Source organism: Streptomyces sp. HUAS ZL42, from assembly GCF_040782645.1.
Taxonomy (GTDB): domain Bacteria; phylum Actinomycetota; class Actinomycetes; order Streptomycetales; family Streptomycetaceae; genus Streptomyces.
The window spans coordinates 3,386,968-3,402,082 of record NZ_CP160403.1; the positions used below are offsets into that span (position 1 = coordinate 3,386,968).

Consider the following 15,115-nt stretch of genomic DNA (forward strand, 5'->3'; position numbering starts at 1 on the left):
TGCCCGCAGAGGGTTCATGGGCGGCGGGCAGCCGAACCCTAAACCTCCGCACAGTATCTACGACAAGCCGGGGTACCGCGCCGTCCGAGACGTCACAGTCTCGTGAGGATTGGGCGCGACGTGTGTTTCGCAGCCGGAACGCCCAGGTCCTGCGACCCGCCCGTGCCAGGCGTCACACGCGCGGCAGTGACTCCGCCCCGATGCCGCCCTCGATCGCCAGGATCCGGTGCAGCCGGGTCGCCACCAGCAGGCGCTGCATCTGCGGCGGTACGCCGCGCAGCACCAGGCGCCGGCCGCAGCGGCCGGCCCGCCGGTGGACACCCATGATCACCCCGAGTCCGGTGGCGTCCCAGGAATCCAGTTCGGACAGGTCCAGCACCAGGTCGCCGGCGCCGTCGTCGACGGCCGTGTGCAGGACCGTACGGGCGTCCGCCGCGCTGCGGACGTCGAGGCGGCCCCCGACGACCAGCTCGACGTGGTCGCCCCTGATGTGCATAGCGCTCCCCTAAGCGTGCGTCTTGTGCTCCGTGAAGTGGTGTCCAGTAATGCAACCTCTGACTGCAGGGAGCGGCCGGAGGTTGCCGTCTGTAAGCGAACCGATACCGAATTCACCCGGAGGGGTGAAACCCCAGGGGCATGTGCGGATTCAGTGCTTGTAGAAGCCCTGCCCGCTCTTGCGCCCGATGTCACCGGCATCAACCATCCGGCGCATCAGCTCGGGCGGAGCGAACTTCTCGTCCTGGGTCTCGGTGTAGATGTTGCTGGTGGCGTGCAGCAGGATGTCGACGCCGGTCAGGTCGGCCGTGGCCAGCGGGCCCATGGCGTGACCGAAGCCCAGCTTGCAGGCGAGGTCGATGTCCTCGGCGGTCGCGACGCCCGACTCGTAGAGCTTCGCTGCCTCGACGACGAGCGCCGAGATGAGACGGGTCGTCACGAACCCCGCCACGTCCCGGTTGACGACGATGCAGGTCTTGCCGACGGACTCGGCGAACTCCCGCGCGGTGGCGAGGGTTTCGTCGCTCGTCTTGTAGCCGCGCACCAGCTCGCAGAGCTGCATCATCGGGACCGGAGAGAAGAAGTGCACCCCTACCACCCGCTCCGGGCGCTCGGTCGCCGCCGCGATCTTGGTGATCGGGATCGCGGAGGTGTTGGAGGCGAGCACGGTGTCGGCGCGCACGATCTTGTCGAGCGTGCGGAAGATCTCGTGCTTGACTTCCAGCTTCTCGAAGACGGCCTCGACGACGATGTCCGCGTCGGCGGCGGCGTCCAGGTCGGTGGTCGCGGTGATACGGGCGAGGGCCGCGTCGGCGTCGTGCGCCTCGAGCTTGCCCTTGCCGACGAACTTGTCGTACGAGGCCTTGATGCCGTCGGTGCCACGCTGGAGCGCCTCGTCGGTGACGTCCCGCAGGACGACGTCCCAGCCCGACTGCGCGGAGACCTGGGCGATGCCGGAACCCATCAGTCCGGCGCCGATGACGGCAAGCTTCCGTGCCACAGTGCGACTCCCCTTTGAAACGCTCACACGCTTTTTATGTATGTCTCTCGGGCGGACACTAGCGCTCGTGAGCGGCCGCGTGAGGGGTAAGTAACGCGTGTCACGTCTCACGGGATGAGACACCTGTCACGTCTCGGCGTGCTTCACAAAATGCCCACCCGCATCAATGTCCGTGCCGTCTCCTACGCTGCCCCTCCACTGACCGAAGAACCGAGGGAGACGCCTCGACATGGGCGGCAACCGCTGGACGCACACGGGCCCTTACCGGAAGAGCTGTGGCGGGACCCCGCCTGCCACGAGTACAGCTTCACCGGCGGCACGTGCACGGTCCTGGACCAGCTGATCGACGGCCCCACCCACGCCGACTGGGACGCGGCCCCGCACTCCGGCCGACTGGACTTCCCCGATCGCGCGCAGGGCAGATGCACGGTGCTCCACGTGGACGGCGAGCCGACGCAGATCGGGTACTGGGGAGTCACGGCCGACCGGCGAAGCTTTGTCCCGCTTGTCCGCCCGTTGGCGGCGGGGGTCTCGTCTCCTGTACAACCGGGCGCCTCCCGATCTTGAAGGAGTACGCGCGTGAGACCTTGCTCTGCCGTTGCCGTGCTGGTGGTTCCTGCCGTTGCCGTCCTCTCCCTGACCGGATGCACCGAGGCAGGCGGCACAGCCGAAGCCAAGTCGGCAGCCTCCGAAAAGCCGTCGGCCTCACCCTCCAGACCCGCCGAACCTCGAACACCCGAGGAATTCCTCACCCGGGCGCGGGAGGCGATGTCCGGGCAGAAGGGCTGGACGTTCTCCGTGAAGGGCAGCGAGGGCCTGACGTCGCAGGGCCGGCAGAGTTCGGCCGAGTACACGGCCACGGTGCACCGGACACAGGAACCGATGGCCATCCACTCCACGGGAACCACCCGCACCAAGGGCGTCGCCAAGCGGGAAGAGGTCTACGTCGTCGACGGAACGGGATACGTGAGAAAGGGCGGAAGCGGGGCGCAGTGGAAATCCGGCCCCCTCTCCGACCCGGAGATCGCGGACACGGTGGAGGACCCGATCGCCGCACTCGACGCGTTCCGGAGCTACGCCCAGGAGGAGCCGGCCGACGGAGTCGCGATACGGAAGGCAACCGACCAGGTCGAGCTACGGGTGACCGCGAACTCGGCCGCTTTGCCCGCCGTACGAGACAGGGGCGTCGTCAGGAAGGCGGTACGCGAACTCACCCCGACCCTCGCTCAGTTGCGCGCGGCCGGCATCACAGCGTCCGACAGCAAGATCACCGTCGAGCGCGTGGAGGAGGTACTCACCCTGGACCCCACCACGTACCGCATCACATCCCATCGCTTCCGGTGCACGTTCCTCATCCCCTACAGCGGTCAGAGCATGCGCTACAGCCAGGACGTGACAGAACACACCCAGGGGGTGTTCAAGGGGACCATCACACTCCCGACGAGCGTCGGGTAGGACGCCAACGCACCCTGCCCGCAATCCTCAGGGATGCATCGTCGTTCTTAGAGATGTACTTCTTGGATATACGCCAGTTGCCGGTGCACGGATCGGTGTTCCTGTGTCCGGTGCACCGTGGTCGGGCCATGCGGTCGTGGCGCAAGTCGTCGTGCAGCGGTGGCGCCTGCCAGGGGTCACTGGATGTCGAGGACAGGCCGGTGTCGGACATCGCTCTGGCAGGCGAAGACGCGAAGCTCGCCCGAGCGCCCGACGTCGACACCCGTCGGCTCATAGGCGTCGTCCTGTTCCTCCTGGTCCAGCTCCCGGTCTTCCAGAGGCCGCCATCGATCACTGGCGCCGTCCCACTCACTGCTGTCCGCTTTGAGCAGCAGGTCGACGGAGCCGCCGCAGTCCTGTTGACAGAGCGGACCGTGAGCGTGTCCACGGGGACCAGCACGCTTCCGACGGGCATTGGATGACGCCGGAACGGTTCACATCGTCACGTAGAACGGGCCGTCAGGCGCGCGGTTGCGAGCACACAACGTCACGTCCCGCCCCTTGAGATAAGCCAGCAACCATTCTCTGGACCTGGTTGAGGCCGGTGTAGGTGACGGTATAGGCGTCGATCCGCGCCCCGGACGAGGTGTCGTCGATCGAGGTGAGGTTGCCGTTGGCGTCGTACGCGTAGGAGAAGTCGTGCTTCGGCCGGCCGGGTCGTAGGTGAAGTCGGTCGAGGACGAGGCCCCTGAACCGACGCGCACCGTGTGGAGAACACGGGCGCGGCGGCCAGGGGCCTCGCCTTGTCACGATCCCGGCTCAACCGTCGCGGTCACTGAGGCGACCGCGCGGTGAACAGGGATCCGCGCATCGGTCAGTCGCCGGGCAATCAAGCGAACGGGTCTGGCTTGCCCGTCCACGGGTCCAGGCCCTCTTTCCACATGCGCTGTTCCTCGCGCCGGTTCAGGAAGGTCACTGACCCCCGTCCCCAGAGGGAGAGATCACCGAGAGGACACTCGTCGAAGTCCCCCCGCAACACGCGCACAAGGAACTCCACCATCCCGCAGTCGTAACGGCGCCACAGGGCGTCATTCCTGTTGTACACCACGACGGGCCACGTGCCTGGGTCCTCATCCGAGGCGTCCCAGCACAGGATGTCGGCGCTCGCGTCCCCACCCCAAGCGATCAGCTCAGGGCTGGCCTCCGCCAGTTCAGGCGACTTCCGCACCATCGACCAAGTGGCTTCGGCGGTCTCGGTTCCATTGCCCATGTCGGAGGTTGCCGACTCCGCCCCCTTCGGCTCGGGTTTCAGGACCGAAAGGAAGTTCTGAATCCCCCCATATCCGTAAACCTCCATGAACTGCCGGTAGTCGGAGGGAAACTCCTTTCCCCACGACTCGCGCATCAGACCCCAGTCGACCGATGCGTTGCTCGAGGCCATGGGCGGCATCAGCCTCCGCAACTCCTCCAGGTCGTCCGCTCCAGTCACGCCTTCCTCCTGAGGATGCACATCATTGCGTTGCCCCGACAGGCACCTGTTGACCTGTGTTGTGGTCCACGAACGAACCGAGGTTTCGTCCCATGAGGTCGTTCGACACGAACGTGGGGTCGACCACGCGTTGCAGGGCCCCCGTCTCGGGGTCCATGCCGTAAGCGCTCATATAGAACCCGGTGGGTACCGTCCTGCGGCCACTGTATCTCGGCCTTACCGTGTAGTAGACGTCCAGGCCTGCGTTGACGGCGTCCATGACCCTGTCCTCGTAGTAGGCCATGTTCCTGTCACCCTGCCGGGAACCCACCTTTTTTGCATTGGCCCCTCGAGCACAGGTTGCGAGATTGTGCGGATCGGTACCGGATCCACCCAACTGATTTGCGAGGAGGTGGCACGCATTGATGTTTTCTTCCACCGGGAACGCCCCAAGGTGGGCGGCGGTCCTCTGTGCCCACCGGTATCCCGGAGGGGTGAAAACGCTGGTGTTGGTGGCCGTACCCTTCTTCAGCGTCTTCTTGTTGAGGCAGGCCGTCATGTTCGTGGCTCGGTTGCCGTTCTTTTTGTCCAGGGCCCCGTATTCGACCCAACCGCACTTGCTGCTGCTGTCGTCGTCGCCTCGCGGCTTGGGCTGGGGCTTGGGCGTGGGCTTGGGTGCCGGCGCCGGTTCGTCGGACGTGTCGTCGTCGGCCCTGTCCGCCACATCCTGGGCGACAGTGACCACTCCCGCCGTGACAACCGCAGCCGCCACCAGGGCTACGGTCGCCTCGACCAGCGGTACCGCGGCGAGCAGGAAGAAGAAGTGCCCGTCGACCTCCACGTTGCTGATGGGGTTGCCGCCGGTGAAGGCGTAGCGGTTGCCGGTGAACGGGTCGGCACCGAGGTTCATGTCCGCCAGGGCGCCGTTGTACATGTCCCGGGTGGTGAAGCGGTTCAGGCCCGGGTTGTAGTCGCGGAAGCCCATGTCGTACGTGCCGGACTGGGCGTCCCAGCGCTTGGCGTTGTAGCGGTAGGAGTTGTACTCCTCCTTGGTGGGGTTGCCGGCGTCGGGCTTGTCGATGCCGGTGAACTCTGACGTGTCGTCGCTGCCGTAGGCGGTGTAGCCGTAGGTGGCCTTGGTATCGCCGTTGCCGTCGGTCAGGGTTTCGACGTCGGTGTGGCCGTTGTAGCCGTAGTAGCCGTCCTCCGTCGTGCCGTCACTGTTGTGCTTGATCTGCGACAGGCGCTCGCCCCACGGGCTGTACTGGTACGACTTGGTCAGCTGACCGGCGACTTCCTCATTCAGGACCTCTCCCGAAAGGCCGAGGTAGTTGAAGTTGGTTGTCTTGCCGTCGGCGGTCTTGGAAACGGTCCTGTCGAGCGGGTCGAAGGTATACGTGGTGGTCTTCATCGCGCCGGCGCCGTCCCGCTGCTGGGACTCCACGACATGGTCGAAGCCGTCGTACACGCTCCGCGAGACGATCTGCCCGCCGCTGGTTACGGACTCCTGACGCCCGAACGGGTCGTAGTTGAACTTGGACGTGGCCCCCGAAGTCGTCGAGGTCAGCAGCCGGTTGCGGTCGTAGGTGAACGTCGTGGACGTGCCCTTGACCGTCTGGTTGATGACATTGGCGTTGTCGTCGTGGACGTACGTCTCCGTACCCGCGCCGTTGCCGGTCTTGACCGACTTGGCGAGCCGGTCGGCCGGGTCGTAGGTGAAGTCCGTGGTGGAGTCGAGGTACGCCGCGTGGTTGTCGGCGCTCATCTTCTTGGCCACGTCCTGCGCCTTGTTGCCGTTGGCGTCGTAGGCGTAGGTATGCGACGAGACGAGGGTGCCGTTCGGCTTCTTCTCGGTCTGGGTCTTCTGCGCGCCGTCAAGGTAGTAGGTGAAGTCGACGGTGTTGCCGTTGGCCTGCGTCTCCTTCAGCATCTGGCCACGATCGGTGTACGTGAACGACGAGACCTTGGGAGACGTGTCCGTGGCGGTCTTGCCGATCGAGACCGTCTTGACCAGCTCACGCAAGTCGTACGTGTACTTCGAGAACTGGTCGGGGTGCGTGACCGTCTCCGGCCGGCTGTTGGCGTCGTAGGTGTAGGTGGTGGACTTCTTCTCCTGTCCTGCCAACGCCTCGGTGATCTTCTGGACCTGGTTCAGACCGGTGTAGGCGACGGTGTAGGCGTCGATCTTCGCGCCGGGCGAGGTGTCGCCGATCGACGTCAGGTTGCCGTTGACGTCATAGGCGTAGGTGAAGGTGTGCTTCTCCGTGTCCGTGTCGCCGGAGTTGTCGCGCACCAGCTTGACGCCGTCGGCCACGACCGCGCCGCCACTGTTCTGGAACAGCTGCAGCTTCGATGTATCGCCCTGCGTGAAGGTGTACGTCCCCAGCGCGACCCAGGTGCCGGCCCCGGTGGCCTGATTGATGGTCTTGTCCGTGGTCCCCGTGGCGTGCGTGACCGTGTACTTGGCTGTCGTCGCGGCGCCGGCGACCTGTGGGAACTTGACGTAGGCGGTGTAGCTACCGTTCTTGGGGATGTTCAGCGTCCAGGTGAACGCGTCCGTTCCTGTTCCCGCAGCATGGACCTGATGGTCATAGCCCTGCTGTCCGGCGAGGCTGCCCTTGGTCCAGGTGCCAGTGGAACTGGTGTTCTGAGTATCCGAGTTGTCGACGAGCGGAACGGCGCTGCCCACCGGCACGCCGTCGTCCGTCTTGGACTTCAGCTTGCCGTTCGGGTAGTACGTCCAGCCCATCGTGCGGTTGAGGGAGCCGCCCGCCGACGTCAGGGTACGAGCGGTCTGCTGCCCCAGTTCGTTGTAGTCGAAGGTGGTGACGATGTCCCACGGGTCGGTCGACGACCTGGTCCAGCCGTTGTCGAAGTAGCCGTAGGTGGTGTCGTTACGAACCGTCTGGCCCTCCGACGGTGGCAGCGAGGTCTTGGAGACCCTGCCGACCTCGTCGTAGAACGTCTGGGTGTAGACGTTCGGGCTGTTGTAGCGGGCGTCACTCGGGTCGTACGGCTGGAACTGCTTGACCGGGCGGTTCAACGCGTCGTACTCGGTACGCGCGGTGAAATCGTCCGCGGTGGCCGTCGCGGTGCCCCGCGGGGTGATCACCTTGGTGGTGTTGCCGACCTGGTCGTACTCGTACTTCGTCGTGCGGTACGTGATCGAGGTGGTGCCGTCGTGCGGGACCTTGACCTCGGTCTGCTTGCCACGCTCGTCGTAGGTGATGAGCGTGGTGTTGTTCTCCGCGTCCGTCGTCGAGACCACCAGCGAGTCCTTGTCGTAGGACTGCTTCGTCGTCTTCCCGGCCGCGTCCGTGACCGTCGTCGTCCTGTGGCTGAGGTCGTAGGCGGTCTTGGTGGTGTAGTCGGTGGTGTCAGCGGTCGCGTTCTTCTTGGGGTCGATGACGGTGATGACGTTGCCCACGTTGTCGTACTCGTACGAGAGCTTGTCACCCGCCGCGTTGACCACGGTGGTGAGCTGGTAGATCTCGTCGTAGCTGTTGGTGGTGACGTAGTCGTTCGGGTCCGCGGTGGTCGCGGTGCCCTTGGGTTCCGTGGTCGTCCGCAGATGACCGGTCTTGTCGTAGGTGTAGGTCGACTTCTTCTCGGGACCCGTCGGCGAGTCCTTCGGTGCGGTTGCCGAGGTGATCTGGTCGGCCGCGTCGTAGACAGCCGTGGACACCGCACCGTTCGGAGCCGTGACGGTGGTGACGTTGTCGTTGGTGTCGTACACCGGCGCCGACGTCGTGATGAACACGCCCGCCGCCTGGTCCTTGGGCACCGTGGAGACCAGCGGGCGTCCGTACGTGTCGTACGTCTGCGTGGTCTTCTTGCCGAGCGCGTCGGTGACCTCGGTGACCTGCCCCCGGTCGTCGTAGACGAAGGAGGTCGTCCTGTCCAGCGCGTCGGTGATCTTCTCCGGGTAGCCGGTGGGCCGAATTGGCTGTTCGTGGTCGGGTTGCCGTTGGCGTCGGTCGCCTTCGTCAACTGGCCGTAGGAGTCGTACTCGTACGACGTGGTGTAGTCACCCGCCGTCGTCGTCGCGACACCCTTGGGGTCGGTGACCGTCTTCAGGTTGCCGAAGGTGTCGTAGCCGAACTGCCAGGCGCGGCCCTCCGGGGAGGTCTTGCGGAACAGGTCCGCCGAGAAGCCGTCAGCCCGGGTCTGGTACTCGTACTTCGACGCGTTGGCCGGCCACTTGGTGGTGTCCGTCACGCAGGTGGCCGTCTGGTCCGGTACGCCCGTCTTGTTGTTCTCCGCGTCCCGCTGCCAGAGCGGGTAGCCCGTCTTCTGGTCGAAGCAGTACGCGGTCTTGGCGCCGTTGGCCTCCTCGAGATAGGTGACGTTGTTGTCCGCGTCCCAGCTCATCTTCGTGGTCTGGGACTTGGCGTTGGTGGTCTGGACCGGGCGGCCGAAGTCGTCCGTGACGTTCTTCGTGACGCGCGTCTCGGCATCCGTGACCGTGGTGTCGGTGAACTTCGTGTTCGCCGTGTTCGCGGCGTACGTGAAGCCCGTGGTGCCGTTCAGGCGGTCCGTGATGGTCTTCGTCCACCAGTGGTACTTCGGGTCGTCACCGGTCTGCGGCGCGTAGTACGCCAGCTGGGTGCCGTTGCCGCGCGGGTCGGTGGCCTTGACCAGCTTGACGTTCTTGTTGCCCTGGGTGGCGTCGTAGGTGAACTTGAACACCTTGGGCTGGGCGGAGCCGTCACCGTCGGTGAACTGACCCAGCAGGCCCTCGACCGTGTAGTAGAAGGAGATCTTGCGGACCGGCAGGCCCGGGACGGACCCGGAGATGTCCGTGATCGACTTCACGTGGTCGTAGATGTCGGGGTCGGTCAGGCTGGTGCCGCCGACCTTGGCGCCGGTGGCGTCGATGTAGTCGTAGGTGGCGTCACCCTTGTTGTAGTAGTCGACCGTCAGGGACTGGCGGCCCGCCGGGTCGGTGATGTACTTGAGGAACTTGGTCGGCTTGTTGCGGGACTTGCGCTCCTCGTACGTGTACGTCTGCGTGTTGCCGTTCTTGTCCACGACCGAGGTCAGGTAACCGTCGCAGCCGAACAGGAAGCGGGTGCCGTCCGGGCGCATGAGCGTCCAGGCGTCCGGGACCGGGTCCTTGGTCGGGGTGCAGTCCAGGCCCGTCTTCATGGTGATGCGGTAGTGGACGCCCGCGGGGGCCTTCCAGGTGCCGTCGGCCTGCTTGGTGAAGACGTGCGTGGTGCCGTCTCCGTCCGGGAGGCGGATCTCGGTGGCGTTGGCGTTGGGGTTGGGGTGGAAGTCCAGCGCCGCGCCGAGGCGGATCGGGCCCGCCAGCTGTGCGGACCAGCCCGCACCCGTGACCTTGTCACTGGTGTCGAGCGAGTTGTACGCGAAACGCGCGAACGTGTTCAGGCCCCGGCCGGGGTTGCTGAACGCGTTGTAGGACCAGACGCTGTTGCCGGAGGCCAGGTTGTTCATCACCGTCGACCCGGCACCGGTGTTCTTGCCGGTGTAGGAGTAGAACTTCTCCAGGCCGAGGGTGTTGGAGGTCGGGTCCTCGACCGCCACGTTCTGTTTCAGCGAGGGGATGGCGCCGGTTCCGGCGGACAGCCAGCTGCCGTCGGAGACCTTCTTGACGTCCCAGCCGAGCACGTACTCGGTGCGCTTGTTGCCGGAGTCGGAGTTGATCGGCGTCTTGACCTGCGCCTGGATCGTCGCCGACTGACCGGGCGACAGGGCCGGGATGGCAGTGGACAACTGGTTGCCGCCGTTCGTCACGTCCGTGCCGTCGGGCAGCTTCCAGGTGTACGACAGCACCCGCTCACCCGTGGCCCAGGCGCTCGCCGTGGTGTTGGTGACCGTGAACTGGACGGTGTAGGTCGAGTTCGGGGTCATACGGGCCGGCGTCTGCGGCGCGTAGTAGGTGTCCTCGGTCGTGGAGTCGACGTAGATCACGCGCAGCAGCGGGCCGATCTGCTGGTCGGCGGCCTCCGAGGCGAGGAACACCGTCTGCTCCTGCGGACCGGTGGATGTCTCGTCCTTCAGCTTGACCATCGCGCCCTTGTTGGAGGTGGGGGTGCGGGTCCAGCCCTGGGTCAGGCTGGTGGCGTCCCACCAGTGCCGGCCCACGTCCGAGACGGACGCGACGGTGTCGGAGACGGTCGAGGAGAAGTCGCCGCCCGCAGTCGTCCACGCGGTGCCGGTGGCGGCGCTGTTCCAGGTGGCCTGGGTCTCGGTGAAGTCCCGGGTCAGGCCGTGCAGTTCGTAGATCGCGCCGTTGGTCTTGGTGGTGGTCTCAGCGCCCCACATGAACAGCCGCGACTCCAGCACCGTGGCCGTGGTCGGGATGGCGGTGGTGGGGAACTTCATCACCGCACGCGTTTTCTCCGTGGTGCTGGTGGGCGTGTTGTTGCCCACGCTGAGCCACTTCTGCGCGACGCCGTCCTTGCTGACGGTGTCCAGGTTGGTGGTGGGTGTCGCCGACGACAGGGTGGTGTCGGTGACACCGGGCGCGGTGCCCTGGATCAGCCGCATGGTGCGGCCGGCCTTGGGGATGCCTACGGTGCGGGTCGGCGAGCCGAGCAGTTGCCCGTCCTTGGTCTTGACGGCCAGCTGGTAGTAGTACGACTTGCCGATCTCCACCGAGGAGGAGTCCGGCGTAGGTACGGCGGTGGTGTCGGTGTAGGCCGTCGCGCTCTTGTCGATCGGCGCGACGAGGGTGGCCGCGGACGGGGTGAACGCCTGCTGCGTGGACCGGTGCAGCTGGTACTCGGCGATGTCCAGGTTCGGGTCACCGGTGGTGTTGGAGTAGGCCTTCCAGCTCAGCTCCGGGCCCGTGCCGTGCACGACGGTCGGCGAGTCCAGCGTGGTGCCGACCTTGCCGTACGTCACCGTCAGCCGCGGAATGGTGGACGTCTCGCCGCCGTAGTCGCCGTCACCGGCCTCGTAGCGCGGGCCGCCCAGGGGAGCGGTCGACTCGTTCGTCGCCTTGAGCACGAACCCGTTGTTGGCCGAGGTGCCGTCCAGCCACTGCTGCACGGTGTCGGTCACCGGGAACCTGTGCCACTGGCTGTACTCGCCCTTGTTCTTCACGATGGACGCCGGGTTCACCCAGCGCACCGCGTCCGCGATCACCGCGGTCGTGGCGTCCGTGTCCCCCAGGACGACCTTGCCGGCCGTGCCCTTGTCGAAGTCGATCTGCGCGCCGCCGTTCAGCGACGCCCACACGCCGCCGGAGCCGGCCGTCTGATCCACCGTGTAGGTGGCCGTACCGTCCTGCCCGGTCACCGTGTAGGGGGCCGCCGTGGACCGGTCGGTGTACTGCACGTAGTGCGCGTCCACCCGGTAGGAAGCCGTCTCCGGCAACCTGGGCTGCCAGGTGTAGGTGTCTGTGGTGATCGAGTCCTTGTTGTACAGGTAGTCGCCGTCGATCCCGTACGTCTGCGAGCCGGCCTTCCACGTGCCGACCGCCGCGGTCGTGCCCGCGTCGCCGTCGTCGACCTGCACGCTCGTGCCGGACAGCTCACCCACGAGCGCGCTGGTCCTGTCCCAGGTCGCCGACAGCTCGTCCCAGGTGCCGGTCGCCCGGTAGGCGCCGATGGTGACGTCGTTGGCACCCGTGGTGTGCGCCTGGTCGAAGTACATCTCCAGCCGCGCCGAGTCGATGCTCGTGCCCGACGGGATCTCGTCCAGAGGGAACTTGATCAGTGAGCGGGCGTTCGCCGTGCTCGAGGTGCGGCCCGCCGACAGCTTCCAGGAGCTGTTGAAGTTCGTCGTCGGCTGGTCCGACAGGACCATGACATCCTGGGATGCCGACGGCGACGGCGCGATCGTGATCGTCGGGTCGATCACCACCGGGTACTGCCGGTCCTTCGACGCCAGCCAGTTCGCGTCCGGCGTCACCGTCAGCTTCCAGGACTTGCCGTCCCGGGTCAGCTTCTGCGTGACCTTGGTGCTGTAGGTCTTGCCGAAGACGGAGGCGTCCGCCTTCTTCGCGTCCGTCATGTACGGCGCCGGAATCACCAGCTCGGGCGTGTTCGGCAGCGCACCGTACAACGCGATCGAACCGTCCTCGCGCGCTTTCGGCACCAGCCCGTCGGTGTCCAGGGTGAAGGTGAACTTCACGGGCCCGTCCGGGCGTTCGCCCAGGACGATGTTCTCCTTCACCCGGCCCGGACCGACCACGTACTCCAGGTCCGCGCCGTGCACCACGTCCTTGTACGTGACCGTGGAGCCCTTGGTGGTCGGCGTCAGAGCCCTGCCCACGCCGTCGAGGCCCAGGGTGACCGCACGGCCGTCCGGCGACGCGAAGCGCACCAGACGGTCGGCGTCCTCGCCGAACCAACTCCGCCCGTTGTTCGTCGTGTTGGCGAACTCGAAGCCGTTCGCGCTCGACGGGCGGACCGTCGTGTCGATGGACTTCCAGGCCGCCTTCCGGCCGGTGCCCGAGCGGTAGGAGGTCGGCACCGCCGACAACTCCGCCTCGACCCGGCCGTCGGAGAGCTGCCAGAAGCGGGCGTTCGCCGTGCGCCTGCCCGTCAGCTCTCTGACCCGCTTCGCCTGTGGCTCTGCCTTGCCCTTCGGCAGCTTCTGCCGGTCGGCTATCTCCAGTTCGTCGTGCGACGGAGGCTTTTCGCGTTCGTTGCCATCATCCGCGAACCAGCCCTTAACGGTGTCGACAATTCCCTTGCCGTCATCGTCGTCAGGCGCCGCATAAGCGACCTGGGGAAGCGCGGTACTTGTCACCGCTGCCACCACCAGGCACGCCACAAGCCTGCCCAGTCTGGGTTTCACGCCAAACCTTTCCTTGTACGCCGTGTCATAAACATGCCGCTGAGAACGCGTCCCACCTGCGGGAAGGCAGGTCATGGGGAGCGGCGCCGGGTTTCTAGTCGCATCGATGACACGAAGTCAAGTGCCCTGACATTACGGTCACTTGACTCACTTTGCCGACACTTCAGATCGAATCAATGCAACCGAATGTCCGTTATTTCCGCACGCTGGACTTCGGCTCACCGCATCATGTAAAACCGCCGAGTTCGATCCCGAGCACTCTTCATTTCGAGGGCGATAATTCATGGACGGAAAGACACGGGACACTTCGTCGGAACTCCATGCGGAAACCCCCGCGGAAGCCCGGGAATCGGAGCAGTCCGATCCCGAACCGGCCCACACGCCGTCACACCCCCGAAGCGCGGACCGCGCAGGCCTGGTCGTGGCCGCCGCGGTGCTGGCCGTGTGCGGCGGACTTGTCCTCTACGGCGTGTTCGACACGGGCCAGGCTGACGCCAAGCCGGAACGCCGCACCCCCGCCGCGGCGGTGACGTACGAAGTGACCGGCCAGGGCACCGCCGACATCACCTACCAGGCCCGCAGCGAAACCGGCCGGGCCGTCGTCGTCAAAGCGGCCGGACTGCCGTGGCGCAAGACCGTGGACGTCCCACTCGGCAAGGAGCCGATCGTGAGCATCGTCCTCGGAGAGAAGGGCGGCCAGGCCCGCTGCGTTCTCGCCGTCCGCGGCCGGCACGTCCAAAGCGCCACCGCCACCGGAGCGTTCGGCCGGGCCACGTGCTCGGGGGTGCTGCCCGCCGTGCAGGGCGGGAAGGCGGACTGAGCCTTCCGCCCGATTGGCCCGAATCATTCCGCCGGTCGCCCCCAAGCACCCAACTGCGGTATAACCGGGCCGGTTTCGCGGAGCCCGGGCGGGCTCTGCGTGATGTGGCGCCCACTGCGCCCTTGCCGGTCTCTGTCCTTCCACCCGACGAAGGGTTCCTTCGTGCTGCCCGAATTCTCCGTGATGCCCTCCTCCCGTACCCGCAGGCTCCTCGCCGCCATGGCCGCCGGCGGAGCGCTGCTCCTCGTCTCCGGTTGCGGCAGCGCCAGGAGCGACGCCGGGGCCGAGCAGGTCGCGGCGGACGCGAGCGGCGCCTCCGCCGCGTCGAGCGGCACCGCGAGTGCGAGCCCGAGCTCGTCCGCCTCCGCCTCGCCGTCCAAGTCCGCCAAGCCCGGCGGCAGCGCTTCGCCGAGCGCGAGCGCGTCCGGTGCCGGCGCCTCCGCGCAGAGCGGCAGCGGTACGAGCTCCGCGTCGGGTTCGGGATCCGGGAGCACCGAGCAGCAGAGCTCGGGCGGCAGCAGCACTCCGGACTTCCCCGTTCCCGTCGAGGTCGGCACCGCCACCCAGGTCATCACGGTCAAGGCGAGCGGCTCGTACGCCACCGTCACCGCCTGGGCCAAGGGCTCCTCCGGCTGGAAGGCTCAGTTCAGCACGGCCTCCGGGCGGGTCGGATCCAACGGCGTGGTCGACGGGTCGACCAGGCGGCAGGGCACCTGGACGACGCCCTCCGGGACGTACACGCTCACCGAGGGATTCGGAGTGGAGGCGGGTGGTACGAGCATGCCGTACCACGTCGTGACCAGCACCGACTGGTGGGTGGAGGACCCCGAGTCGAAGTACTACAACTCGATGCACGGCGAGGCAGGCGCGGACTTCCCGCTCACCGAGTCCGGGGACCGCGGCAGCGAGCACCTGATCGACCACCCCACCCAGTACGCCAAGGCCCTCGTCATCGACTTCAACCGCTGGCCCGCCACGCCCGGCCGCGGTGCCGGAATCTTCCTGCACGTCAACGGCTCGGGCGCCACGGCCGGATGCGTGTCCGTGCCGCGCGCCACGATGGACCGGATCATGTCCTGGATCCGGCCCGGCGCCCACCCGCGCATCGCCATCGGCTGATCCCGCG

General features: G+C 66.6%; 8 protein-coding genes and 2 pseudogenes. 4 read left to right on the plus strand and 6 right to left on the minus strand.

From position 1 onward, the window contains the following. Window positions 1–172: 172 nt before the first annotated feature. On the minus strand, window positions 173–496 hold the full coding sequence (locus ABZO29_RS15390) for an STAS domain-containing protein (protein ID WP_367320754.1): 324 nt from the start codon (window positions 494–496) through the stop codon (window positions 173–175). 150 nt (window positions 497–646) lie between these two features. Further along, the gene (locus ABZO29_RS15395) at window positions 647–1,495 is read right to left on the minus strand and encodes a 3-hydroxyacyl-CoA dehydrogenase family protein (RefSeq protein WP_367320755.1); all 849 of its coding nucleotides are present in this window, start codon (window positions 1,493–1,495) and stop codon (window positions 647–649) included. Window positions 1,496–2,074: 579 nt separating this feature from the next. Between ABZO29_RS15395 and ABZO29_RS15400 the strand changes: the two genes are divergently transcribed. Together ABZO29_RS15400 and ABZO29_RS15405 are read left to right on the plus strand one after the other, a co-directional pair. Beyond that, window positions 2,075–2,950 carry a hypothetical protein gene (locus ABZO29_RS15400; RefSeq protein ID WP_367320756.1) on the plus strand — a complete coding sequence of 292 codons (876 nt, stop codon included), beginning with the start codon at window positions 2,075–2,077 and terminating at the stop codon, window positions 2,948–2,950. A gap of 200 nt (window positions 2,951–3,150) precedes the next feature. Further along, on the plus strand, window positions 3,151–3,411 hold the full coding sequence (locus ABZO29_RS15405; RefSeq protein WP_367320757.1) for a hypothetical protein: 261 nt from the start codon (window positions 3,151–3,153) through the stop codon (window positions 3,409–3,411). Window positions 3,412–3,818: 407 nt separating this feature from the next. On the opposite strand, the gene ABZO29_RS15410 is transcribed toward ABZO29_RS15405, so the two are convergent. The 4 genes and pseudogenes from ABZO29_RS15410 to ABZO29_RS15425 form a co-directional block, all read right to left on the minus strand. Further along, window positions 3,819–4,418, minus strand: coding sequence for an SMI1/KNR4 family protein (locus ABZO29_RS15410; protein WP_367320758.1), 600 nt, complete (start codon window positions 4,416–4,418; stop codon window positions 3,819–3,821). A 22-nt stretch (window positions 4,419–4,440) separates the two neighbouring features. Next, complete coding sequence (locus ABZO29_RS15415; protein WP_367320759.1) at window positions 4,441–7,869, minus strand: RHS repeat-associated core domain-containing protein; 3,429 nt, start codon at window positions 7,867–7,869, stop codon at window positions 4,441–4,443. Between the two features lie 204 nt (window positions 7,870–8,073). Beyond that, window positions 8,074–8,340 (minus strand): annotated as a pseudogene (locus tag ABZO29_RS15420) (RHS repeat domain-containing protein); the annotation flags it as partial. Between the two features lie 140 nt (window positions 8,341–8,480). Continuing rightward, window positions 8,481–13,244, minus strand: a pseudogene (locus ABZO29_RS15425) (DNRLRE domain-containing protein); the annotation flags it as partial. Window positions 13,245–13,452: 208 nt separating this feature from the next. On the opposite strand from ABZO29_RS15425, the gene ABZO29_RS15430 reads away from it, so the two are divergent. Both ABZO29_RS15430 and ABZO29_RS15435 read left to right on the plus strand, forming a co-directional pair. Beyond that, complete coding sequence (locus ABZO29_RS15430) at window positions 13,453–13,989, plus strand: hypothetical protein (protein ID WP_367320760.1); 537 nt, start codon at window positions 13,453–13,455, stop codon at window positions 13,987–13,989. Window positions 13,990–14,151: 162 nt separating this feature from the next. Then, the gene (locus ABZO29_RS15435; protein WP_367320761.1) at window positions 14,152–15,108 is read left to right on the plus strand and encodes a L,D-transpeptidase; all 957 of its coding nucleotides are present in this window, start codon (window positions 14,152–14,154) and stop codon (window positions 15,106–15,108) included. The last annotated feature ends 7 nt before the right edge of the window (window positions 15,109–15,115 follow it).

Coding starts and splice junctions, on each gene's coding strand:
- ABZO29_RS15390 (WP_367320754.1), bottom strand. CDS start 496: ATGCACATCAGGGGCGACCACGTCGAGCTGGTCGTCGGGGGCCGCCTC.
- ABZO29_RS15430 (WP_367320760.1), top strand. CDS start 13,453: ATGGACGGAAAGACACGGGACACTTCGTCGGAACTCCATGCGGAAACC.